Source organism: Bacteroidia bacterium, from assembly GCA_037045145.1.
In the GTDB taxonomy this organism is placed as follows: domain Bacteria; phylum Bacteroidota; class Bacteroidia; order AKYH767-A; family OLB10; genus OLB10.
In genome coordinates this window covers 691,058-715,538 of record JBAOIA010000011.1, presented here as the reverse complement: position 1 = coordinate 715,538, position 24,481 = coordinate 691,058, and the positions used below count along the sequence as shown (strand labels likewise).

24 protein-coding genes are annotated in these 24,481 nt (G+C 36.1%); 19 read left to right on the top strand and 5 right to left on the bottom strand.

Translation table 11 applies throughout. The features are described from left to right. The first annotated feature begins 30 nt into the window (after nucleotides 1-30). The 8 genes from V9G42_04170 (at nucleotide 31) to V9G42_04135 (ending at nucleotide 9,183) form a co-directional block, all read left to right on the top strand. The gene (locus tag V9G42_04170; GenBank protein MEI2758616.1) at nucleotides 31-390 is read left to right on the top strand and encodes an ArsC/Spx/MgsR family protein; all 360 of its coding nucleotides are present in this window, start codon (nucleotides 31-33) and stop codon (nucleotides 388-390) included. A gap of 13 nt (nucleotides 391-403) precedes the next feature. Next, nucleotides 404-1,312, top strand: coding sequence for a DMT family transporter (locus V9G42_04165; GenBank protein ID MEI2758615.1), 909 nt, complete (start codon nucleotides 404-406; stop codon nucleotides 1,310-1,312). Nucleotides 1,313-1,358: 46 nt separating this feature from the next. Beyond that, nucleotides 1,359-2,231 (top strand): YicC/YloC family endoribonuclease, encoded by an 873-nt coding sequence (locus tag V9G42_04160; GenBank protein MEI2758614.1) that lies wholly within the window; start codon nucleotides 1,359-1,361, stop codon nucleotides 2,229-2,231. Further along, nucleotides 2,228-2,791, top strand: coding sequence for a guanylate kinase (gmk, locus tag V9G42_04155; protein MEI2758613.1), 564 nt, complete (start codon nucleotides 2,228-2,230; stop codon nucleotides 2,789-2,791). The genes V9G42_04160 and gmk overlap by 4 nt, the downstream gene beginning before the upstream one ends. A 101-nt stretch (nucleotides 2,792-2,892) precedes the next feature. After that, the gene (gene kynU / locus V9G42_04150) at nucleotides 2,893-4,179 is read left to right on the top strand and encodes a kynureninase (GenBank protein MEI2758612.1); all 1,287 of its coding nucleotides are present in this window, start codon (nucleotides 2,893-2,895) and stop codon (nucleotides 4,177-4,179) included. Then, a complete protein-coding gene (locus tag V9G42_04145) occupies nucleotides 4,176-5,528 on the top strand; it encodes an NAD(P)/FAD-dependent oxidoreductase (protein MEI2758611.1) in 1,353 nt (450 codons plus the stop codon). The genes kynU and V9G42_04145 overlap by 4 nt, the downstream gene beginning before the upstream one ends. 76 nt (nucleotides 5,529-5,604) lie before the next feature. After that, on the top strand, nucleotides 5,605-7,845 hold the full coding sequence (locus V9G42_04140; GenBank protein ID MEI2758610.1) for a SpoIIE family protein phosphatase: 2,241 nt from the start codon (nucleotides 5,605-5,607) through the stop codon (nucleotides 7,843-7,845). Between the two features lie 3 nt (nucleotides 7,846-7,848). Beyond that, nucleotides 7,849-9,183, top strand: a complete 1,335-nt coding sequence (locus tag V9G42_04135) for a response regulator (protein ID MEI2758609.1) — start codon at nucleotides 7,849-7,851, stop codon at nucleotides 9,181-9,183. A gap of 15 nt (nucleotides 9,184-9,198) precedes the next feature. On the opposite strand, the gene ytxJ is transcribed toward V9G42_04135, so the two are convergent. Continuing rightward, on the bottom strand, nucleotides 9,199-9,540 hold the full coding sequence (gene ytxJ / locus V9G42_04130; protein ID MEI2758608.1) for a bacillithiol system redox-active protein YtxJ: 342 nt from the start codon (nucleotides 9,538-9,540) through the stop codon (nucleotides 9,199-9,201). A 332-nt stretch (nucleotides 9,541-9,872) separates the two neighbouring features. Here ytxJ and V9G42_04125 point away from each other — a divergent pair, with 332 nt between their 5' ends. From V9G42_04125 to V9G42_04085, 9 genes are all read left to right on the top strand, one after another. Then, on the top strand, nucleotides 9,873-11,144 hold the full coding sequence (locus V9G42_04125; protein MEI2758607.1) for a hypothetical protein: 1,272 nt from the start codon (nucleotides 9,873-9,875) through the stop codon (nucleotides 11,142-11,144). Between the two features lie 78 nt (nucleotides 11,145-11,222). Next, nucleotides 11,223-12,035 carry a PstS family phosphate ABC transporter substrate-binding protein gene (locus V9G42_04120; GenBank protein ID MEI2758606.1) on the top strand — a complete coding sequence of 271 codons (813 nt, stop codon included), beginning with the start codon at nucleotides 11,223-11,225 and terminating at the stop codon, nucleotides 12,033-12,035. Nucleotides 12,036-12,057: 22 nt separating this feature from the next. Next, complete coding sequence (pstC, locus tag V9G42_04115) at nucleotides 12,058-13,254, top strand: phosphate ABC transporter permease subunit PstC (GenBank protein MEI2758605.1); 1,197 nt, start codon at nucleotides 12,058-12,060, stop codon at nucleotides 13,252-13,254. Beyond that, nucleotides 13,251-14,105 carry a phosphate ABC transporter permease PstA gene (gene pstA / locus V9G42_04110; protein MEI2758604.1) on the top strand — a complete coding sequence of 285 codons (855 nt, stop codon included), beginning with the start codon at nucleotides 13,251-13,253 and terminating at the stop codon, nucleotides 14,103-14,105. The genes pstC and pstA overlap by 4 nt, the downstream gene beginning before the upstream one ends. Continuing rightward, nucleotides 14,102-14,848, top strand: a complete 747-nt coding sequence (pstB, locus tag V9G42_04105) for a phosphate ABC transporter ATP-binding protein PstB (GenBank protein ID MEI2758603.1) — start codon at nucleotides 14,102-14,104, stop codon at nucleotides 14,846-14,848. Before pstA ends, pstB begins: the two co-directional genes overlap by 4 nt. 41 nt (nucleotides 14,849-14,889) lie before the next feature. Continuing rightward, the gene (gene phoU / locus V9G42_04100) at nucleotides 14,890-15,561 is read left to right on the top strand and encodes a phosphate signaling complex protein PhoU (protein MEI2758602.1); all 672 of its coding nucleotides are present in this window, start codon (nucleotides 14,890-14,892) and stop codon (nucleotides 15,559-15,561) included. A 41-nt stretch (nucleotides 15,562-15,602) separates the two neighbouring features. After that, complete coding sequence (locus V9G42_04095) at nucleotides 15,603-16,286, top strand: response regulator transcription factor (GenBank protein MEI2758601.1); 684 nt, start codon at nucleotides 15,603-15,605, stop codon at nucleotides 16,284-16,286. Next, nucleotides 16,283-17,992 carry an ATP-binding protein gene (locus V9G42_04090; GenBank protein ID MEI2758600.1) on the top strand — a complete coding sequence of 570 codons (1,710 nt, stop codon included), beginning with the start codon at nucleotides 16,283-16,285 and terminating at the stop codon, nucleotides 17,990-17,992. The genes V9G42_04095 and V9G42_04090 overlap by 4 nt, the downstream gene beginning before the upstream one ends. Nucleotides 17,993-18,149: 157 nt before the next feature. After that, entirely contained in the window at nucleotides 18,150-20,051 is a 1,902-nt protein-coding gene (locus V9G42_04085) for an amidophosphoribosyltransferase (GenBank protein MEI2758599.1), read from the top strand. Nucleotides 20,052-20,059: 8 nt separating this feature from the next. On the opposite strand, the gene V9G42_04080 is transcribed toward V9G42_04085, so the two are convergent. From V9G42_04080 to V9G42_04065, 4 genes are read right to left on the bottom strand one after another with little or no spacing between them, the layout of a single operon-like run. Beyond that, the gene (locus V9G42_04080; protein ID MEI2758598.1) at nucleotides 20,060-21,343 is read right to left on the bottom strand and encodes a hemolysin family protein; all 1,284 of its coding nucleotides are present in this window, start codon (nucleotides 21,341-21,343) and stop codon (nucleotides 20,060-20,062) included. A gap of 37 nt (nucleotides 21,344-21,380) precedes the next feature. Continuing rightward, the gene (locus V9G42_04075; protein ID MEI2758597.1) at nucleotides 21,381-21,578 is read right to left on the bottom strand and encodes a hypothetical protein; all 198 of its coding nucleotides are present in this window, start codon (nucleotides 21,576-21,578) and stop codon (nucleotides 21,381-21,383) included. Continuing rightward, nucleotides 21,556-22,071: an LPS export ABC transporter periplasmic protein LptC gene (gene lptC / locus V9G42_04070; GenBank protein ID MEI2758596.1), complete on the bottom strand. Its 516-nt coding sequence runs from the start codon at nucleotides 22,069-22,071 to the stop codon at nucleotides 21,556-21,558. Before lptC ends, V9G42_04075 begins: the two co-directional genes overlap by 23 nt. A gap of 41 nt (nucleotides 22,072-22,112) precedes the next feature. Next, nucleotides 22,113-22,565, bottom strand: a complete 453-nt coding sequence (locus V9G42_04065) for a DUF1569 domain-containing protein (GenBank protein ID MEI2758595.1) — start codon at nucleotides 22,563-22,565, stop codon at nucleotides 22,113-22,115. A gap of 210 nt (nucleotides 22,566-22,775) precedes the next feature. Here V9G42_04065 and purD point away from each other — a divergent pair, with 210 nt between their 5' ends. Together purD and rpsU are read left to right on the top strand one after the other, a co-directional pair. Next, nucleotides 22,776-24,050 (top strand): phosphoribosylamine--glycine ligase, encoded by a 1,275-nt coding sequence (purD, locus tag V9G42_04060; protein ID MEI2758594.1) that lies wholly within the window; start codon nucleotides 22,776-22,778, stop codon nucleotides 24,048-24,050. Nucleotides 24,051-24,225: 175 nt separating this feature from the next. Further along, nucleotides 24,226-24,429 carry a 30S ribosomal protein S21 gene (gene rpsU, locus V9G42_04055; protein MEI2758593.1) on the top strand — a complete coding sequence of 68 codons (204 nt, stop codon included), beginning with the start codon at nucleotides 24,226-24,228 and terminating at the stop codon, nucleotides 24,427-24,429. The last annotated feature ends 52 nt before the right edge of the window (nucleotides 24,430-24,481 follow it).

Sequence of the window (24,481 nt, the reverse complement as noted above, 5' to 3'; positions counted from 1 at the left end):
TTGCAAAATGATTTTACACCATAAAGTTGAATGAAAAAAATATATCATCTTGCCAACTGCACCACTTGCCAGCGTATATTAAAAGAGCTGAAACCCGGTGCTGAAATTATTGTACAGGATATTAAAAGTGAACCTATCACAGAACAACAACTTGATGCCATGCAAAAACTTACAGGTAGCTATGAAGCATTGTTTAGCAAAATAGCTATGAAATACCGTTCTTTAGGACTCAATCAATTAAAACTAACAGAAAAAGATTACAAAAAATATATTCTTGAAGAATATACATTTTTGAAGCGGCCGGTTATCATCATAGACAAAGAAATTTTTGTTGGAAATGCTCCAAAAACAGTTGCGGCAGCCAAAGCTGCAATGCAGAAAAAAAAATAAAAACCACTAAGGCTTGAAAGCCACTACACGCGCTCACCTTTCCGTTTTGTTTGTTAACCTGCTTTATGCAGCCAACTTCAGCATTGCTAAACAGGTGATGCCTGAATTTATTAAACCTTTTGGATTTATTGTCATCAGAGTAATTCCTGCAACAGTCTTATTTTTTCTTGCAGCATTTTTAATCCCTTCAGAAAAAATAAAAAAGAAAGACCGAAACACTATTTTGCTTTGTGCCCTCTTTGGTGTTGCCATAAACCAACTACTCTTTTTTAAAGGGCTTTCCCTCACATCACCAATAAATGGGGCGTTAATTATGACAACTAACCCTGTGTTGGTCTTATTGATGGCAGCCATAATTCTTAAAGAGCCTGTGGGATGGATAAAATATGTTGGAATAACCATTGGTATTGCCGGTGCTATGCTGTTAATTCTTTTGGGTAAGAACTTCAACTTGCAGGGAGGAAACACAGAGGGTGATCTTTACATTTTCTTAAACTCTGTTTCGTTTGCCATATTCATTATTCTGGTAAAACCTCTCATGCTGCACTATCATCCAATAACCGTGATGAAATGGACATTCTTTTTTGGTGCACTAATGGTTTTGCCCTTTGGATATCATGAAGTAACGGAAGTAGCCTGGAGCACCCTGTCACTAAATTTATGGCTATGTATTCTTTTTGTTGTTGTAGCTGTAACTTTTGTTGCTTATCTGATGAATGTATTTGCGCTGCGTCATCTTAGTCCTTCGGTAGTGAGTATCTACATTTACTTTCAGCCTGTGTTTGCTACACTTATTTCTATTGCTCTTGGCGAAGCCAGTCCTGGCTGGCTGCATCTGGCTTCTGCTGTTTTGATTTTTGCAGGTGTCTATTTAGTAAGCAAGCAAAAAATAGCCGGTTTAAATAATACTGAGAATAGCTGATGTTGCTGTTATCATTCTGATTACTTTAGCCAAAATTTTGTGAAGAATGATTCGTTCCATGACAGGCTATGGAAAAGCCACCGGTGACTATAAGAGTAAGACCATTTCCGTAGAGATAAAATCTCTTAACAGTAAATTTTTTGACCTGAATTTACGCTTGCCGCATCCATACAAGGATAAAGAAATGGACTTGCGCAGTTTGTTTTTAAAAGAAGCTGAAAGAGGAAAGATGGATGTGATGATTACGATGGAGTCCGATCTTTCGCAACAGGAAAATCTGCTCAATCGTGAAATAATAAAGTCATTACTGACCGATTTAAAAGCAGTTAAAAAAGAATTTTCATTGCCAGATGACAATCTATTGCAAATAGTGATGCAAATGCCACAGGTGGTAAACACCGATTCTGATGAAGCTGATGAAAATGAATGGAAATATATTTCTTCCCTGATCAGTCAGGCAATAGAAAAATTTAATCTGTTCCGTCAGCGTGAAGGGCAGAATCTGCAACAGGATATTTCGCTACGGATGAACTTGATTTTACAATTACTTGAACAAATAACTCCTTTTGAAGAAGGGCGGATAAACACTGTGCGTAGTAAACTAATCAATTCATTAAAAGCTCTTGGAGGAAATATCGAGACGGACAAAAACCGTTTTGAACAAGAGTTGATTTATTATCTCGAAAAATTAGACATCACTGAAGAAAAAGTAAGACTTGCAGAACATTGCCGCTATTTCTTATCTATGCTGAATGATGAAAACAATAATGGTAAAAAGTTAGGCTTCCTCATGCAGGAAATAGGTCGTGAAATAAATACTATTGGCAGCAAAGCCAATGATGCAGACATACAACGGAAAGTTGTTGAGATGAAAGATGAAGCAGAAAAAATAAAAGAACAACTCTCAAATATTTTATGAGAAAGCATTTTCTTTTCTGTGGTCCAAGCGGTAGTGGCAAAACAAGCATTGTTCAACATCTGTTAACAAAATATAGTTTCATGCAGTTCAGTATTTCTGCAACTACACGACCAAAACGTGCACATGAAACAGAAGGTCAAGACTATTATTTTATGACGATTGAAAACTTTCGTAATCATATTGAACAGGATCATTTTGTTGAATGGGAACAAGTTTATGAAGGTCGGTATTATGGTACTTTAAAATCAGAAGTTGAACGCATTGAAGCTATAAACTGTTCTGTTGTTTTTGATGTTGACGTTGAAGGAGGATTAAAGATAAAACAACATTTCGGCAACAACCTGCTTGCCGTATTCATTCGTCCACCTTCAATAGAAAATCTTCGTGAGCGGCTGATTGCACGTAATACCGAAACAGCAGAGTCACTTGAAATTCGCCTTAATAAATCTATCAAAGAATTATCGTACGAAAATCGTTTCGATAATATAATTATCAATGACTATTTTGAACAATCGTGTATTAAAGCCGAAACTTTGGTTAATGCATTCTTGAGTCGCTAAGCATTAAAACACAAGTTATAATTTATTTATTATTAAATTGCCTGAGCAGATAGCCTGTCATTCGAAAATGTTTTTTGTTTATTTGCATTTAAATTACACACATGCAATTTATCAATTCAAATGATTTTGCTGCCCAACTTGATGAGCAGGATAATTTAAAATCATTCCGGCAGAAATTTCTTTTTCCGAAGCATCAGGATAAAGATGTCATCTATTTCTGTGGAAACTCGCTAGGACTTCAACCAAAACAAACACGCGAATATGTTTTACAGGAGTTAAATGACTGGAAAGATTTTGGTGTTGAAGGACATTTTCAGGCAAAAAACCCATGGTATCCCTATCACGAATTTCTGAGAGATAACATGGCACTTATTGCAGGCTCACTGTCGTCAGAAACTGTGGTAATGAATTCGCTCACTGCCAATATTCATTTCATGTTGGTGTCGTTTTACAAACCTACTTCAAAACGTTTTAAAATAATCTGTGAATCATCTGCCTTTCCATCCGACCAGTATGCCTTACAAACACAAGTGAAATTTCATGGCTTCAATCCTGATGATGCCATTATTGAATTGCATCCGCGCAACGGAGAATATACAATCAGACATGAAGACATCCTTTCAACAATAACTAAACATCAGAACGAACTGGCGCTTGTTTTTTTAGGCAACCCCAATTATTATACAGGGCAGGTTTTTGATATGGCTTCTATCACAAAAGCAGGACACGCTGCAGGATCATTGGTTGGCTTCGATCTGGCACATGGCATAGGAAATCTGGAGTTACATCTTCACGACTGGAATGTTGATTTTGCAGTATGGTGCAGCTACAAGTACCTTAATGCCGGACCCGGAGGTGTGGCAGGTGCTTTTGTTCATCAAAAACATTGTAACAACATTGAGTTGATTCGGTTTGCAGGTTGGTGGGGAAACGACCCACAAACACGTTTCACCATGCCGCACGATTTTGTTCCGGTTAAAAGTGCCGATGCATGGCAACTGAGTAATGCACCTGTGCTTCCTATGGCTGCTTTGCGTGCCTCATTAGAAATTTTTGCCGAAGCAGGAATACAAAACCTGATAAAAAAACGCAGGCTGATGAATGACTTCTTACGATTTATCATTAATGACATTATTGGCAAGACAAATTCAGAAAAAAATATTATAATGATAACACCTGAAAATGAAAACGAACGAGCTGCACAGGTGAGTATGTTATGCAAACACAATGGTAAAAAAATACATAGTTACCTGACAGAGCAAGGAATCATTGCCGACTGGCGTGAACCTGAAGTGTTACGCATTGCTCCTGTTCCACTATACAATTCCTTTAACGACATTTATCAATTCGGCAAATGCCTGCATGAAGCTTTGCTTCTAAATAAATAACAACAATGAAAAAAATTTCCATCATAGGTGCCGGTCTTGTGGGTTCGTTGCTGGCACTATATCTTAATAAACGAGGATATAAAGTTACACTTCACGAGCGCAGACCTGATATGCGTAAAGTAAAAATTCCGGCAGGAAGAAGTATTAACCTTGCATTGAGCGACCGTGGTTGGAAAGGTCTTCAGGGCGTAGGCATTGACGATGCAATTCGTCAAATCGGAATACCGATGACACACCGCACAATGCATAGTGTTGACGGAAAAATAACTACACAGCCCTATGGGAAAGACGGTCAGGGCATTTACGCAGTTTCCAGAGGAATTTTAAACTGCACACTACTTGATTTGGCTGAAGCAGGTGGTGTTGAAATTCATTTTAATCAGCGGTGTACCGGAATTACACTTGCATCAGGTGAAATGCAATTTGAGCATTCGGAAAATAATCAGAAATCTTCTCAGCATGCAGATTTGATTTTTGGTGCTGATGGTGCCTTTGCAGCTTCGCGTCTTCAACTTCAGCTTTCAACAGATCAGTTCAACTATTCACAGAGTTATCTTCAACATGGCTACAAAGAACTGATGTTTGTTGCAAAAGCCGATGGCAGTCACCAACTCGAAAAAAATGCTCTTCATATCTGGCCTCGTGGTGGATATATGCTCATTGCACTACCTAATCTTGATGGAACTTTTACAGTAACGCTTTTCTTCCCTTTAAAAGGAAATCCTTCTTTCGAATCGCTTCACAACAAACAAGAAGTTAAAGCTTTTTTTCAAAAAACATTTCCTGATGCTGTTCCATTGTTACATGATCTTGAAGAAGATTTTTTTCATAATCCAACAGGTTCGTTGGTAACGGTTAAGTGTGCACCATGGAGTTTTAAGAATAAAGTAGTTCTTATCGGTGATGCTGCACATGCTATTGTTCCATTCTATGGTCAGGGCATGAACTGTGGTTTTGAAGATTGCAGTGTATTGAACGATCTGCTCAATCAACATGCTGACGATTGGGAGAAAGTAATACTGGAATACGAACGGTTGAGAAAACCTGCTGCCGATGCTATTGGTGAACTTGCAGTTGACAATTTTATTGAGATGCGTGATTTAGTGGGTAAGCCTGAATTTTTATTGCGTAAAAAAATTGAAGGATGGTTCAGTGAAAAACATCCTGACAAATGGATTCCTCTTTACACTATGGTTACGTTTAGCCATATTCCATATCATGAAGCACAGGCTCGTGGTCAGAGGCAAAACGACATCATGAATGAAGTAATGAAAATTACAGATATTGAAAACAAATGGAATAGTGCAGAAGTAGAAAACCAAATATTACAGTTGTTAAATTACACTTAAATCAGAATATCCAATAATTAAAATCAGAAACCTTACTGTGAATTTATATACCTTTACTGCAAATTAAGTTTGCAGTATGAGCTATCCTTTTACAAAGTTTTTCTTTTGTTTTTTTCTTTGTTGTCTTTTTCATGCTGCATGGGGCAACAATACCCTCGAAAAATCTAAAAAAGATACGGGAGTTAATGTTAAAATTAATCTTAACGACTTACTTTCTGATGATGAACAAAGACAAGAACAAGCCGACTCCGCTATTCGTGTTTTTGAAAATATTGAGAATCTACTGGAGTTTAAAAACAACTGGAAACTTAAAATTGGTGATGACACCACTTGGTATAATCAAAACTTAAACGATACCGACTGGGAACAAAAAGCCGACTCCATACGTGACAATGCTAATTACAATACTATAGTTTGGTATCGCATGCATTTTGATGTGGACAGCCATCTGTTAAATCGTCCACTGGCTTTTATACTGCATCTTTATGGTTCAGCTGCCGAGGTTTATTTAGATGGTAAACTACTGAAAAAGTATGGAACTGTTGCAACTAACCTTATAGACGAAGATGCTGTCTTTAATGCTAACCCATTACCTGTTGCCGTAGTTTTTTCTCATCCTCATAACCATGTTTTAGCCATCCGCTATTCTAATTTTCACCGTGCCGGTGCTAAAACCAGTGGGTTTAACATAGGACGAAACTTCTCCATAAAATTCAAAGACCTGAATAATGAAATTGAAGATACCGTTAGCACTTCTAAAAAATTTTCACTTAACATTTTTATTTCCGCTATCTTCCTTACCCTTGCTGTGGTACATTTCATCATGTTTCTCTATTACAGAAGAAAAATAACCAACTTATACTATAGCTTGTATTGTATTGGTATTTTTCTTTTTTCTTTTTATACCTACCATTTAGTAACCTCTACAAACTATGCATCTATTGCCTTCATGTCAAAAACCCTACAATTTATTGCCCCCTTGATTGTAGTGCCAATAGTAGCAATGCTACATACAATATTTTACAACCGTTTCAGAAAAATTTTGTGGTTTATATTAACCTTGTATGCCATCATGATTGTGCTCTATCTGGCATCATTTAAAAATGCAGCCAATGTCCTCATTGGAGTGCTAATGATGATTTCCTTTGTGGAAATTTTGAGAGTGATTATCGTATCTGTCAGAAAAAAAAGAGATGGTGCAAGAGTTTTTGTCATGGCTTTTTTGCTGCCTCTAATACTTTTTATTCTTGCACGTTTATTGCCTGACAATATGAACTTTGCGGGAATATCATTTGAAATTTCAGATTCTGTTATTGTGCTATATGGTATGATTTTGGGACTTCCCTTTTCTGTAGCCTTGTATCTGGCACGCGATTTTGCACGAATGGGAAAAACCTTGACGAAACAAATTGATGAAATAACAGAATTATCCACAAAAACCATTCTTCAGGAACAAGAAAAAAAACATATCCTCGAAAACCAAAAGGCTTTGCTTGAGTCTGAAGTAAAAGAACGGACAGCAGAAGTATTGCAGCAGAAAAATGTGATAGAAACCAAAAACCGGGAAGTTACTGAGAGTTTGCACTACGCTAAAAGAATTCAAGCTGCAATTTTACCTGACATCAATCTGATGAACCAAAGTTTCTCTGATTTGTTTATCCTCTACCAGCCTAAAGACATAGTAAGTGGTGATTTTTACAGTTTTGCACAACGTGACGAAAAAGTAATGATTGCTGCGGCAGATTGTACCGGACATGGTGTGGCAGGAGCATTTATGAGTATGATTGGAATCGCATTAATCAATCAGATAATTAATGAAAAAGGCACTACTGAACCCTCCATAATACTCGAACAACTCAACGAAGGTATTATAACGGCACTTAAGCAACGCAAAAGCGAAATGAATGAAGGGATGGATATTGCATTTTGTACCATAGACAAAAAGAATGGCAATATGCAATTTTCGGGAGCCAACCGTCCACTTTGGCTGATACGTAATAAAGAGTTTTTATCTTTCAAGCCTACCAAAATGCCTATTGGTGGGCAACAAGTCAATAAGTCAGAAGGTTTCCTTCAGCATCATATAAACTTACAACCCGGAGATGCCCTCTATCTATTTTCTGATGGCTATGCCGATCAATTTGGAGGAGAGAAAGGGAAGAAATTTATGATAAAAAACTTAAGAGAAACGCTTTTAACGATTAACCATCTCCCAATGAAAGAACAAAAAAATCATCTATATAACACTTTCATTAAGTGGAAGGGAGTGCAAGATCAGGTTGATGACATTTTAGTAATTGGAATAAAAATATCCTAACTTATGCCAAATAAAATATTATTAGTAGATGACGAGCCTTACATAGAGGATTTAGTCAGACAAAAATTCAGAAAACAGATTAAAGAAAATCAATTTGAATTTGAATATGTGTCTAATGGCAAAAGTGCATTAGAGATATTAAAGAACGATGACAGTTTTGATCTGATGCTTACTGACATCAACATGCCTGTGATGGATGGGCTGACATTGCTTGAAAAACTAAGAGAAAACAATATTCTTACCAAGGCTGTTGTAGTATCTGCTTATGCCGACCTGAGCAACATACGAACTGCAATGAATCGTGGTGCTTTTGATTTTATTACCAAGCCTATTGACCTTTCAGACCTTGAAGCTACCATCAAGAAAACTATTTTAGAAATGGAAATGCTTCGTAAAGGCATTGAAGCCTCCCGTAAACTCGATGATGCCTTACTTCAAAAAGCCGAAGCACAACAAAAAACATTAGAAGCCCTTTTAGAAAAGGAAAAATTAATACTTCAGCAAAACGAACTTCTCGAAACACAGGTTCAGCAACGAACTGCCGAACTACAACAACAAAAAGTTCTTATAGAAGAAAAAAACAAAGAGATTCTCGACTCCATACATTATGCAAGCTATTTGCAACGCGCCATTCTGCCTTCTGAAGAAACATTTTCTTCTTTCTTTAAAGAAAGTTTTGTGTTATATCAACCTAAAGATATAGTTGCCGGAGATTTTTATTGGTTAGAGCCTGTTGAAGACGGGCACATTGTAGTGGTGGCAGATTGTACCGGTCACGGTGTTGCAGGTGCCTTACTAAGTATGTTGGGAATATCCCTTTTGAATCACCTTGTTAGAGATAAAAATATTACGCAACCTGCTGAATTATTAAATCAGCTACGCATTGAAGTTTCGCGATCACTCAATCAAACAGAAACTCATGCTGCCGAAGGAATGGATATTGCCGTTTGCTACATCAATTGCCGTGCAAAGCAAATTACATTTGCCGGAGCTTGCCGCCCTCTTGTATTTGTTTCAGGGAATGAACTTAAAACGCTTTCGGGAAATAAAATATTTATCGGTGGAAATAACAATTCTCAACAGCAGGAATTTATCAATCAGACCATTTCTTTTGACGAGGCAGGTACTGTATATCTTTTTACTGATGGCTATGCCGATCAATTTGGGGGCGATAAAAATAAAAAGCTCATGTCGGGCAAACTCAAAGAATTGTTTTTTGAAAAACATAAGCTACCTATGAAAGAGCAATTAACTTTCTTTTCAGACTATTTAAAAAAGTGGCGTGGCAATAACGAGCAGGTTGATGATGTGTTGTTATTGGGCTTCCGTTGTAAGTAACCTTGTATGGAAAAATTATTTCTGAATAGAAGCTTTTGCATCAGACAGGGAAACTTCATTATGCGAAGCATGATAAATACATTTCCCCCTGTCAAGTATTAAAATTTGTGGTGATTCATGCTGCACTTCATATCTTTTGGCAATTGTGTTACTTAACATTCTGTTATTAAGTAAGTCAAGATAATATACATCAAATTCATCTCCCAATTCCTCAGAAAATTCTGACAATAACACCTTTTTAGCAAATGCACTTACAGAACAGCGTGTACTATGCTTAAAGATTACCTGTCTTTTTGTTTCTGACTCTGCTTCAATGTCAATCAACTGAGTATTGCTTTCTAAAATTTTAAACTCCATATTATAAAAAAACTACTTTAAAATAAAGCACAAAAATACTTAAATTGCCTCTTCTTAAAATCTTTGTTTCACTTTTAAATCTATTACCACTTTTTAAAAAATGTAACTTGCATTTAATTTGATAAATAGAACCATAGGCATTTACCTGAAAACTTATTATTAAACTACCGTTGAATTGGGCTCCTAGGCTTAAATGATTTGTATATTAGCAAATCAAAGAGGTATCAAATGGTCATCTATGACTAAACAAATCTTAACCAACATGTAATCCGGAAGAAATGTTGTTGAAATAGAACACAAATTTCTTTGCATAAAATTTAATAAGAATAAAAATGAAGAAATTATTATTAACTGTCGGATACATTATATCAGGCACAATCTTGTTTGCACAAAACGACACTACAACGGTGCAGGAACAGTCAATATCCGGCTTAGAACAAAAAATTTATGAAATTGAAGATGCCTTGAAAGAAGTAAGAAATCTTTCTGTTTCAGGCTACATCCAAACACAGTTTCAGTATGGCGAAAAAGATGCCTCTCTCAAAGTGGGTGCCACCAACGAGAATAAAGAGAAATCGTATAACAGAGTTGGCATCAGAAGGGGAAGAATAAAATTTGCATACACACGTGGCATCGGCATAGGTGTATTTCAACTTGACCTGACCGAAAAAGGTCTTGGATTAAAAGATGCCTATTTAAAACTTACTGACCCATGGTTAAATTCTCTTTCTGCAAGCTTAGGTGTTTTTGACCGACCTTTTGGTTATGAAATATCCTACTCTTCCTCTTTAAGAGAATCTCCGGAAAGATCTACCATCTTTCAAACTTTGTTTCCAGAAGAACGTGATTTAGGAGCAAAAGTAACACTTCAGGCACCAAAAACATCCCCTTGGAGTATTTTGAAACTAGATGCGGGTCTGTTTGCTGGTAATGGTATTAAATCTGAAATTGATAACCACAAAGATTTTATAGGACAATTAAGTATCAATAATTCTATTAAGGATATTATAAAATGGGGTGCAGGAGTTTCTTATTATAATGGTGGTGTATATCAAGGTAAAAAGTTTGTTTATAAAAATTCAGGCAATGGATTTACTGTTGATTCTAGTGCAAGCAATTTAGGCTCATTTGCCAAGAGAGAATATGTTGGTTTTAATTTATATCTTACAGCCTATAGTACTATTGGACTTACGAAAATTACTTCTGAATATCTTTTTGGAACACAGCCAGGAGCAAAATCAAACAGTAAAAGCCCAAATGCTGCAACCCTACCTACCAACGATGTTTACATGAGACAATTTAATGGTGGTTATGTTATGTTGGTTCAAGATTTTGGAACGTTACCGGTTTCCGCTATTGTTAAGTACGACTGGTACGACCCAAATACAAAATCTAAAGGTGATGAAATTGGAAAAAACAATACCGATGCAGGCGATGTGGCTTTCAATACCACAGGCTTTGGATTGCAGTGGAAAATCAATACCAATTTCCGTTTAACAGGCTATTATGAATTAGTTAATAATGAAAAATGCATTAATCTCAAAGGTTATGAAACCGATAAAAAAGACAATGCTTTTACCTGTCGTCTCCAATATAAATTTTAATCGTAATTGAAATGTAACAGCAAAGTAAGCCCATTACAACATAGGCGGTCTTTCTTTGCAAAAAAATATAGAACAAAAATGAAAAAATCAATTTTAACGGCATTAGTGATTGTCCTTACACTTTCCGGAAGTTATGCACAAAAAGTCAAAGGATCTGACACTGTTTTACCACTAACCCAAGAAGAAATAGAGGCATATAAAAAAGAAAAACCATCTGCTTCAATCTCAGTAACTGGCGGAGGTAGTGGTGTGGGAATTACAGCATTATTAAACGGAACAACAGATATTGCACAATCATCACGCAAAATAAAATTTGACGAAAAACAAAAACTCGCTGAAGCCGGTAAAGCGGTTAAGGAAGTGATTATTGCTTATGATGCTTTGAGTATTGTTGTTCATCCGTCAAACAAAGTATCGCAACTTACACGTGAACAATTAGAAAAGATTTTTACGGGAAAGATAACAAACTGGAAAGAGGTGGGTGGAGACGATATGAAAATAATACCTTATTCGAGAGAAACATCATCAGGGACTTATGAGTTTTTTAAAGAAAGTGTGTTAAAAAACAAAAACTACATGAATGGTATATTGAGTATGCCTGCAACCGGTGGTATTATACAGTCGATAAGTCAAACAAAAGGTGCAATTGGATATGTTGGGTTTGCCTACATTACAGACAAAGTAAAAGCACTTAATGTTTCTTACAATAATGGTAAAACATTTATTGAGCCTACAATAGCCAACGCAAAAAATAAAAGCTACCCTATTGTAAGACCGCTTTACTATTATTACACCAACCTAAGCACAGAAGGAAAGTCGTTCATTGATTTTATTCTAACCCCTAAAGGTCAGAACGTAGTTTCTAAAGTAGGATATATTACTATAAAGTAAGATTATTTTCGAAAACTGCACAATGAATAAAGTGTTAGAAAAATTTGTTGAGAGTTTACTTAAAATAAGCAGTGCTGTTACCGGAATAACAGTGCTGCTTATCATTATTTTTCTTTTTAAAGAGGGGTTAGGGTTATTTAAATCTTCAACAGTGGAGAAAGGATATACATTAGTAGTTAATACACAAAATCCTGTTGACAAGCTTACCGCTGTTGAGATTAAAGAAATATTTGATTCAGAGATTGAAAACTGGAAAGATGTTGGTGGTAGTAATGAAGATATTCGCATTTTCAGATTTGATGAAATCTTTACTATGTACTCTGATGAAGAATTGGGTGATGACTATTCATTATTACCACAAAAGCTGGAAGAAATTATTCAATCCGATTCAACAATAATAGCGTTTTTACCTCTAAAATATGTACCTAAAAATATGTCTGGCATAAAAGAACTGAAAACAGACACAATAAGCATTTCTGATTTCTTTTTGGGGACTACATGGTTGCCTACGGCAACACCTTCTGCACTCTTTGGAATCCTCCCATTAATTCTGGGAACACTTTTAGTGAGTTTTATAGCTATAGTAATAGCCATTCCTTTTGGAGTAGGAGTAGCGGTTTATCTATCAGAGATTGCAAGTGAAAAAGTGAGAAAAATTATGAAACCTGCTATTGAATTATTAGCAGGAATTCCTTCTGTAGTGTATGGGTTTTTTGGATTAGTGGTAATGGCACCAATAGTACAAAAAGCTGGAGGTTTGACCTTAGGAGAAACTGCATTTACAGGTAGCTTAATTCTAGCCATAATGGCCTTGCCCACCATCATCACTATCTCGGAAGACGCTTTAAGAAATACACCAAAGGCTATGCGTGATGCCAGTTATGCCTTAGGCGCCAACCGATGGCAAACCATTTATAAGGTTGTCATTCCTTATGCATCATCAGGAATTTCGGCTGCTATCATTCTGGGTGTTGGCAGAGCAATTGGCGAAACCATGGCAGTGTTAATGGTAACAGGAAATGCTGCTGTAATGCCTCACTCACTTTTTGAATCTGTAAGAACAATACCGGCAACCATTGCAGCTGAGTTAGGCGAAGCCCCAGGTGGTGGCACACATTATCAATCACTCTTTCTTTTAGGTTGTGTTTTGTTCTTAATCACTTTAATCATTAGCATAATTTCAGAAAAAATTTCAGGGAGAAAAATTATTAAAGAATGATTACTTCAAAAAGAACTAAAGAGCAGATTGCATTTGCCATATTCCGCATTCTGGGAATAATAACATTGGGTGTACTTATTTGGATTTTAGGATTTATCTGCTACAATGGAATAAGTGTAATGAGTTGGGATTTTATCTTCTCATATCCTGAAGAAGGAATGACTTCCGGTGGTATTTTTCCGGCAATAGTGGGCACGCTTTATCTTGTTTTAGGCAGCATACTCATTGCTTTTCCACTTGGCGTAATGTCTGCAATTTATACTGTTGAGTATGCAAAAAACAATTGGGTAACTAAACTTATCCGTATAATGACCAACAACCTGGCTAGTATTCCTTCTATTGTTTTTGGATTGTTTGGCATGACTTTATTTGTAAACACATTAGCTTTTGGCGATTCTATTATTGCCGGATCGCTGACACTGAGTTTACTCATTTTACCTGTGGTAATTCGAACCACAGAAGAAGCTCTTAAAGCGGTACCCAACACCTATCGTACTGGAAGTATGGCGCTTGGTGCCAATAAAATACAAACTATTAAAAGAATAATTCTACCAACAGCTTTTCCTAACATCATCACCGGGTTAGTGCTTTCCATTGGAAGGGTTTCAGGAGAAACTGCCCCAATATTGTTTACTGTGGTAGCTTATTTTCTCCCAAAATTACCAAGTAGCATCTTTGATCAGGTGATGGCATTACCATACCACTTATACGTACTAGCAACCAGCGGAACAGATATAGAAAAATCACAGCCTGTTGCTTATGGAACTGCATTAGTATTAATCCTCATTGTTTTACTGATGAATACTATTGCAGGAATTATTAAAAATCAATTTCAAAAAAACAAAAAATGATTGAAGCTAAAAATGTAAATTTCTATTACCATACATTTCATGCATTGAAGGATATAAACATGCAGATAGAAGACAATTCCGTTACTGCGCTCATTGGACCGTCAGGTTGTGGTAAATCCACTTTCCTTCGATTGTTTAACAGAATGAATGACGAAATAGACGGCTCAAAATTAACCGGAGAATGTTTAATCAACAATGAAAATATTTATCACAAATCTGTACAGGTTGATCAGCTGAGAAAAAACGTAGGCATGGTTTTTCAAAAACCCAATCCTTTTCCAAAATCAATTTTTGAAAATGTTGCTTATGGTCTCCGAGTGAATGGTATTAACAATAAACAATTGATAGAAGATAAAGTACAAGAATCTTTAACGGCAGCCGCATTATGGAATGAAGTGAAAGATAAACTTCACAAGTCGGCATTTGAGCTTTCCGGAGGCCAACAACAAAGGCTTTGTATAGCCAGAGCATTAGCCGTGTCGCCCTCTATTCTTCTGATGGATGAACCCGCATCTGCCCTGGATCCTATATCTACAGCTAAAATAGAAGAGCTTATTTTTGAATTAAAACAACGCTACACTATCATCATAGTAACACACAATATGCAACAGGCAGCCAGAGTAAGTGACAAAACAGGATTTTTTATGTATGGCGAGTTGGTTGAACATTCTGAAACTAAAAAAATGTTTTTAGCCCCCGACAAAACAGAAACACAAAACTACATTACAGGAAGATTTGGATAGCAACATATAATAAAAATTTAAAAATTCTTTATTTAAAAAAAATGAAACATACTGAAAAGGAAATTCAACTGTTGAAAGATGAGGTAAAACTAATGTGGAAACTGGTTATCTCACAGCTTGAAAATGCCAAAAAAGCCATGCTAAATAACGATATAGCATTGGCATCAAAAATAATACAGAACGAAAATGATGTAAACAACTTTGAACTAAAGGTTGACAATCTTTGTGAAAATTTTATTGCCTTAAACAACCCTGTTGCCATTGACCTGAGGCTTGCTTTGTCCCTCATTAAAATAAGCAGTAGTTTGGAACGCATTGGAGATTTTACTGATGGCATAGCACGCTTTATAACCGAACAAGAATGTGAAAATATTGATCATGACTTAGTAGAACGACTTGGTATTGAAAAAATGTTTGATATTCTACTGGGTATGCTATTGGATGGTTTTGTTGCCTTTGAGTCAGAACAAACTAAAGTAAGCGAAAAAATAATTTCAAAAGATGATCAAGTAGATGAAATTTACAATAATGTATTTGAAACACTATCCAATCATATTAAAAACAATCCGGATCAAACGATTTGCATGTTGAAACTATTACTGTTGATTCGAAAATTAGAACGAATTGGCGACCATAACAATAATATTGTAGAAGAAATTGTGTTTTTTGTTGACGCCAGAGTACTAAAACATTCCGGGAATAATAACTTCTAAAATAAACTATTAACTATCTTTGACACTGCTATCTCTCCTAAATGAACGAGAATATTCTAATTGTTGATGACGACAAAAGTATTTGTGAAATTCTTGAATTCAACCTCAAAAGCGAAGGCTACATTGTAGATACTGCCTATTCTGCTGAAGAAGCACTGGCCAAACTAAACCCACAAACACAATTAATTTTACTGGATGTGATGATGGATGGTATGTCGGGCTATAAAATGTTGGAAAAGATTCGACTCGATGGAAGTACAATCCCGGTAATTTTTTTAACTGCTAAGAATACCGAAAACGATATGTTAACAGGATTTTCTGTGGGTGCTGACGATTACATTTCCAAACCGTTCTCCATTAAAGAAGTCAGTGCTCGTATTAAAGCCATTCTCAAAAGATTCAAAAATGAAACTACAGAACAAAAAGAAACACTGGAATTTAAAGACCTTGAAATAAATACAAAGAACAAAGAAGCTTTTATCAAAGGAAAACTTATTAACTTAACAAAAACAGAGTTTGAAATTTTACAAAAACTCGCCAAGAACCCAAACCGTATTTTTTCAAGGCAGGAAATTATAGAAGGTGTTTGGGGCAATAACGTATTTGTTACAGAGCGCACAGTTGATGTACATATTACACGATTAAGAAAGAAATTGGAAGAATATGGCAATGTTATTTCCAATCGCTTAGGCTACGGATATAAGTTCGACTTAATGAAACTATGAAACTTTCTTTCAAACAACGTCTTTTTCTATACATTTCCATTGCGTTTGCATTATTTGCACTAAGTGTTTTTTTGTTTGAACAAACTCGTGAAAAGAGATTTAAGTCAGAGGCTATTGAAGGAAAACTGGGAACATATGCCGATATTGTAAATGAAAGTATCGCAAAAAAAACTCCGGATCAGTACATTCTCATTCTAGATAATCTCTCTAATTTATTTCCGGCAAATTTAAGGCTAACCATTATCAATAGAAGCGGTAAGGTGCTTTACGATAATTCTGTTTTAGGATGGAACAAACTTGAAAACCATTTAGGCCGGCCGGAAATTGCTAATTCCATCAAAAACCGAACTGGAACAGATATTAGACTTTCTCACTCCACAGGAAAGGAATATCTGTATTTTGCAAAAAACGAAGGTGATTATTTTGTTCGAGTGGCCCTTCCAAACGATATCCAGGTGCAGAGCTTTTTTAAGTCAGATAATGTTTTTCTGTATTTTACGTTAATGCTGTTCTGTATTTTACTAATACTTGTGAATTGGATTGCAAATAGCTTTGGCAATTCTATAAACGAACTCCGTAATTATGCAGTTAACCCAAAAGCAAAAGCCGCATTAAATTTTCCTAAAAATGAAATTGGTGAAATAGGTAAGGAAATTGCTGAAAACTACAAACAATTAAGAGCTAACAAAAACAAGATTGAGTTAGAACGCGAAAAACTACTGCAACACATCCATAGTTCTCAAGAGGGAATTTGTTTTTTTACGGTTGATAAAAATGCTGAGTTGTATAATGGATTATTTATTCAATACACACATATTATTACCGATGAAAACAGTTCAGACCCTAAAGTTATTTTTGTTGACAGCGCCTTTGAAGAACTGCAGCAGTTTCTAAACAATGATAAAGACAATTATAAAGAGTATAAAATTCAAAAACAGGGAAAAATATTCTCTGTACGGGCTATACTATTTGAAGATAAAAGTTTTGAAGTTGTCATCAACGATATTTCTAAGCAGGAAGAAGTAAAAATTTTGAAACAACAGATGATAAGCAACATTGCGCACGAACTCCGAACTCCAATTACTGGAGTAAGTGGCTATTTGGAAACTGTTTTGGAAAAAAATCTAGATACAAAAACGCAACAATATTTTATTACGCAGGCATTCAATCAAACCAAGGTCTTAACCGAGTTGGTTCAAGACATGAACCTAATCAATAAGATTGATGAAGCCGGATACACCTTTAAAAAGAGTCCACTTGACATTTCTTTTCTCTTAAAGAAAATTCAGGAAGAGTATGCTATTCTGCTTCGAGACAACAACATTACCCTTCACGTGAAGCTGCCTGAGCAAACCATCATCAATGCAAATGAAAGTTTAATAAAATCAATATTTAAAAATTTATTTGACAACGCCATTCGATATGCAGGTAAAAACATAAATATCTTTTTGACCCTGATAAAAGAAGACAAGGATTATTACTATTTTTCATTTGCCGACACCGGGGTCGGGATTTCGGACCAAAAACACCTGCCTCGAATTTTTGAACGCTTTTATAGGGTTGATGAAGGCAGAACCCGAGAAACAGGTGGTTCAGGACTCGGACTTTCTATTGTAAAAAATGCCATAACCATGCATGGTGGAACAATATCTGCAAAATCCAGAAAAGGCGGTGGCTTGGAGTTTGTATTTCAGCTTCACAAGTAACAGTACTTCTGTAGCAACAGGGATTTGAAAATCTATTTAGAAATTGAAATTCTGATGGAGAGGACAAACTGCCTACAGCTAAACCAATCCATAAAAATCATTAATTAAGCATTGACATATTGTCGTGTACTGATTTTTGCTATATCTTTGTAGCCCAATGTCAGACATACTTCATCACGAATGTGGCGTAGCCATGATAAGGCTACTAAAGCCCCTTGACTATTACCATAAAAAATACGGTACACCATTTTATGCTTTAAACAAACTCTATCTGCTGATGGAGAAACAGCATAACCGTGGGCAAGATGGTGCAGGTGTTGCCAACATAAAATTTGATGCCGAACCCGGAACACGCTACATCAGTCGCTACCGGTCTAATGATAAACATGCCATTCAGGATATTTTTTCCAGAATCTACAATAAGTTTAAAGTTGATGTTAATGGTGATGTTTCCAAACTGAATGATACAGCATGGATGAAAAAACATCTTGCCTTTAGTGGAGAAGTTTGGATGGGACACTTGCGCTATGGCACCTATGGCGGCAATGGCATAGAGGCCTGTCATCCTTTTCTGCGACAAAACAACTGGATGACACGCAACCTTGTTGTGGCCGGAAATTTTAACATGACCAATGTTGATGAGTTATTTGAAAATCTGATTCGTATTGGTCAGCATCCAAAAGAAAAAGCCGACACGGTGACTGTAATGGAAAATATTGGTCACTACCTTGATGAAGAAAATGAACGGCTGTACTATGCTTTTAAAGAGAAGGGATATAGCAAGCAAGAAATTTCACCACTCATTGCCGAGCATCTTGATGTGGAAAGTATCCTTAAACAATCTTCAAAAAAGTGGGATGGTGGTTATGTTATATGCGGCATGATGGGTCATGGTGATGCATTTGTGCTTCGCGATCCTGCCGGAATCCGTCCTGCCTATATGTATGCCGACAATGAAGTGGTAGTAGTTGCCAGCGAGCGACCTGCCATTCAAACTGCATTCAATTTATCGTTCAGTGACATAACAGAAATAAAACCAGGCCATGCACTGATAATGAAAAAAAACGGACACATTTCAATGCCGTGCATCAAAGAGCCCGTAGAACGCAAATCTTGTTCGTTTGAAAGAATCTATTTTTCAAGAGGCAGCGATGCAGAAATTTATCAGGAACGAAAAGAACTAGGACGACTTCTCTGTAAAAGTATTTTGCCTGCTGTTGATAACGATTTAAGAAATACTGTTTTTTCCTTCATACCCAATACTGCAGAAGTTGCCTTTTATGGAATGATGCAGGGAATGGAAGATTATCTTCGTGAAGTAAAGAAGAAAAAATTAAAAGCTTTAGGAAAAGAAATCTCTGATGAGAAACTCAATGAAATCCTTTCTATTAAACCAAGGTTTGAAAAAATAGCAATTAAAGATGCCAAGTTACGCACCTTCATCACAAACGATGACGACAGAAGTGATATGGTGACACACGTTTATGATATTACTTACGGTACTATCAGAAAAGGCATAGACAATTTAGTGGTTATTGACGATAGCATTGTGCGTGGCACAACATTAAAAAATTCTATTATCAGAATGCTCGATCGTTTAGGTCCTAAGAAAATAATTATTGTTTCGTCAGCGCCACAGATACGCTATCCCGATTGTTATGGTATTGACATGGCAAAAATCGGAGACCTGTGTGCGTTCAAAGCTGCCATTGCTTTGCTTGAAGAAAATAATATGGAACATATTATTGAAGAAACCTACATGCACTGCAAACAACAACTTGAATTGGGAGTAAATGAAATGAAAAATTATGTGCGTGATTTATATAATCCTTTTTCACCTGAGCAACTTTCGGCAAAAATCACATCAATGCTAAAACCTGAAGACTGTAAATCTGATGTAGAAATAATTTTTCAGAAAATAGAAGACCTGCATACTGCTTGTCCGCAGAATAAAGGTGATTGGTATTTTACAGGAAACTACCCAACCCCCGGTGGCAATAAAGTGGTGAGTAAAGCTTTCATTAACTACATACAGGGAATCAATGCCAGAGCTTATTAATAAGAAGTTCAGTTTTCGGCATTAACCAAAATCACAAGTCTTACCTGTTCAATTTTATTTCCACTTATCTGTTCAACAGTTAACTTGTAGCTGCCAATGGTGAATTGTTCTTTTACATGCGGAATATCTTCAAGATGATTAAAAATCAGTCCTGCCAAGGTGGTATATAATTCTGATTCCGGCAGCTCAAGATTGTATTTCTGATTCAGATAATCAACCTCAAGTCTTCCCGCAAATAAAAATTCTGTTTCCGATATTTTCTGCTCCAGATAAACATCAATGTCATGTTCATCATCAATTTCACCAAAAATCTCTTCAATTATATCTTCAATGGTTACCATACCTGAGGTAGTACCATATTCATCAACAACAATGGCAACACTACGATGATTGGCAGTAAGATGTGTGAGTAACTCACGTGCAGGCAAAGTTTCCGGGAAAATTGATACAGGCAACAAAACTGACATGATACTTTCAGGATTTTTAAACATTTCATAGCTGTGCACAAACCCAATGATGTTATCTCTGGTATCCTGATAAATCATTATTTTAGATAACCCTGTTTCAACAAATTTCTTTCTTAATGTTTCTACAGACTCCTTATTGCTGAGCGAAATAATTTCATTACGCGGTATCATACATTGACGCACCTTTAAGCTATCGAAATCGAGTGCATTCTGAAACATCTGAATTTCTTTATTGTATTCGCCATTGCCACCTGAATTTTCGCTTATCTCTTCAATAAAATTATCCAAATCTACACGACCAAAACCGGAGGTCTCCTCTACAAAATCAACTTTAAAAACATTGCGTAAAAGAAAATGTGCCAGTTTAAGTATCAGCCAAACAATTGGGAAAAGTATAATGTAGCTCAGCCATATAAACCAGGTAAACATGTTGAGTGTTTCGTTAGGGTTAATACTGAATAAAATTTTGGGTAAAAATTCACCTGCAATAAGTAAAAAGAATGTGGTTATTAATGTTTCGATTATCAAACGACTAATTTCACTGTTAAGTTGCTGAGGTAACCACTGTTGCAAATAGGGATTGAGTAAACCACTCATATTGGTACCATAAATAACCAATGAGATATTTACACCTACAAGTATGGTGCAGATAAAACGCGAAGGCGATTTGCTGAAATAAGATAAGATTTTGCCACTCCACTTTCCTTGCTTACTGTCGAGCTCAATTTTAAATTTATTGCTTGACAGATAGGCAATTTCTATCCCTGAATAAAATGCAACAAAAGCAAGCGATGCAAGTATGGCAGGAAGATAGTCGGAAATCATTATCAGGTATTAAATCAATTTAGTGCTGCAAAAGTAATTATCGTGAAGTATTTTGCTTCTCCATTGCAATTCTTTGTTTTCGTCTTATCATAAAAAAAACAAATGCTATAATAGAGATAGCAAAAATAAATACAGCCTGATTGAGTCCTGCTGAAATCAATTTATAGACTCCGGCACATAATGAACCTATGGCTATTATTAGCCATGATATCTCAAGTATTCTCAGTATTTTCATTTTTCTTCAGGTTAATAATGCCTTTGATATTAAATATTTTGTAGCGACTGAAATCCTGATTTGACTCAAAACCGTTGCCATATATTATTTCATCGGCAGTAATTATTTTTACAAATTCGGGAGAGGATATCAGCCCTGTTTTTTCATCCCATTTCAAATATTCTGTCATTAACTTGTCTCCTTTAACATTCACAACCTCCACGTTCTTTTTTGCTTCCATGTTTTTATTAAAATCGTCACGCACGGCATAGTCGCTAGTGAGTGTGGAAGTCACCTTCAGGTTGTCATCAAAAAAATCAATCTTAACACCTTTTGGCATTTCTGTGATAGGCTTGGGCTGCAAATAACGATTCATCTCACCTGCAGATATGCGAACTTTAACTTTACCTGAGTCACTGTATAAAATTTCAAGTCCTTTAGCACTTTCAATAGGTTCAACAATGTTACCTGTAACTAATTTTACTTGCTCTATATCATTTTCACATGACATCATAAGCAAAGATATTATAAAAACCACAGGTATGAACCTCCATTTCATGCGCCAAATTGTCTTAAGTGGTGATCAAGGTGTTTGTACATAAGCTTATCCCACTCATTATCTGTCATTTTTCCAAAAAAAGGATGTGGTTGTTGCGTTACACCTTCGGGGCCTGCAGACTGAAATTTCTGAATACAGGCAATCAGATTTTTCTTTTCTGTTTCAAATTCCGGATTCAGATGGTTGGTTTTAAATTCTGTTGCTGTAGGTAAGTTTGCTTTAAATGCTTTATCATCCAAGGCTGATTTTTTTATTAAACCTCCAAAAAGAATTGCCACCAGGCTGCGTTTAAGTTTCAACTCTTCAAACACCACTTTAAATGGCTGTTGGCAATGCAACAACATTTGCTCTGCCGACATTGTTCCCCAAATAGCTTTTTTTTCCGATTGAACTGCTGCAACACGTGCAACAATTCTTTCGTTATCTTGTTTGTTAAAAAGGCTGCTCATCAAAAGTTGTTTTTGCTAAAATGATAAAGTAGTTTCTTTTGCCAATCAGAAATTTCTACGGCATAAAAATAAAGTAAAAAAATCAGTTATTGGCAGCTCCTTGTCTTAATATAGAAATATGCCCTTTCAGCACAGTATTCAGACTACCGGTTAACAAACAAACTGTAAATGCACGCCATATTTATTTATCATTGCAGAAAGAAATTTAGCATGAATATTTTATTGCTTGGGTCTGGTGGACGCGAACATGCATTTGCACAAAAACTGAGTGAGAGTGCATTACTGAAACACTTATATATTATGCCCGGCAATGCAGGCACTTTACAGTTAGGAACAAACATTTCAGGCAGTATAAATGATTTTGAACACATCAAAAAGACTGTGCATGAGAAGAAAATTGACATGGTTATTGTGGGTCCTGAAGAGCCTTTGGTTAATGGGATTCATGATTTTTTTCTTGCTGATAGCGAATTAAAATCTGTTCCTGTAATTGGTCCGGCACGTTCGGGTGCCAGACTTGAAGGCAGCAAAGATTTCTCTAAAGCTTTTATGTTACGGAACAATATACCCACTGCACGATATGAAACCTTTGACTCAACGCAATTACAGCAAGGTTATGATTTCCTGAAAACACTTTCTGCGCCCTATGTACTAAAAGCGGATGGTTTGGCTGCCGGCAAAGGTGTTATTATTTGCGAAACCATAACTGAGGCAAAGGAGCAATTGCATCATCTTCTCATCAATCAACCTTTTGGTAAAGCAGCAAGCAAAGTAGTCATAGAAGAATTCCTAAAAGGCATAGAGCTCTCTGTCTTTGTTCTGACCGATGGCAACGACTATTGTCTGCTGCCAGAAGCAAAAGATTATAAACGTATAGGCGATAATGATACCGGACTTAACACCGGTGGTATGGGTTCCGTTTCACCGGTTCCTTTTGCCGATGCTGCATTTATGCAAAAAGTAGAAGACAAAATCATAAGACCAACAATAACCGGATTAAAAAAGGAAAACATTTCTTACACCGGATTTCTGTTTATCGGATTGATGAATGTGAATAGTGACCCATTTGTTATTGAATACAATTGCCGTATGGGCGACCCGGAAACAGAATCTGTTTTTCCAAGAATAAAAACAGATTTTATTGAGTTGATGAATAGTGTAGCACAAAAAAAACTACACCAAGTTCAGCTAAAAACAGATGACAGAACTTCTTTTACAGTTATGATGGTTGCTGGCGGCTATCCCGAAACCTATGAAAAAGGAAAAGCCATTTCAGGTCTTGAAAAAGTTAAAGGTGCAACGGTTTTTCATGCAGGAACAATCTTAAAGGATGGTAAAGTGCTATCCAATGGCGGGCGTGTACTTGCTGTAAATGCATTGGGAAATAATCTGGCAGAAGCTCGCGAAAAAGTCTATGGGCAATTAACTGAAATCACCTACGAAAATGCCTATTATAGGAAAGATATTGGCAAAGATTTATTGTAATTTATGCTTGTTTTATTATAAACCCTGTAATAAAATCTTATCCATCGCCTTAATAATCAATAGTTAAGGCAAAAGTCAGCCAGAGGAGTACTTTCTTAAAAATTTTCTATTGTATTGATTATTATGCCAATTATTTACTTACATTTGCGCTCCCAAAACATTTTGTATTTATAATATGATTATTGTTCAAATTAAAGACAATGAGCCTTTGGATAAGGCTTTAAAGAAGTTTAAAAAGAAGTTTGAAAAAACAGGTGTTGTAAAACAACTGCGTTCACGTCAGGCATATGAAAAACCATCTGTTGCCCGCAGAACAGAAGTTAAAAAAGCAATACACCGCACAAAACTTCAGCGCCTAGAGGCCGAAGGCGCAATGTAATTCTTAACAAAAGGCTTTTTATAATTCATTTTGTGGAAGCCTTATTATGAAC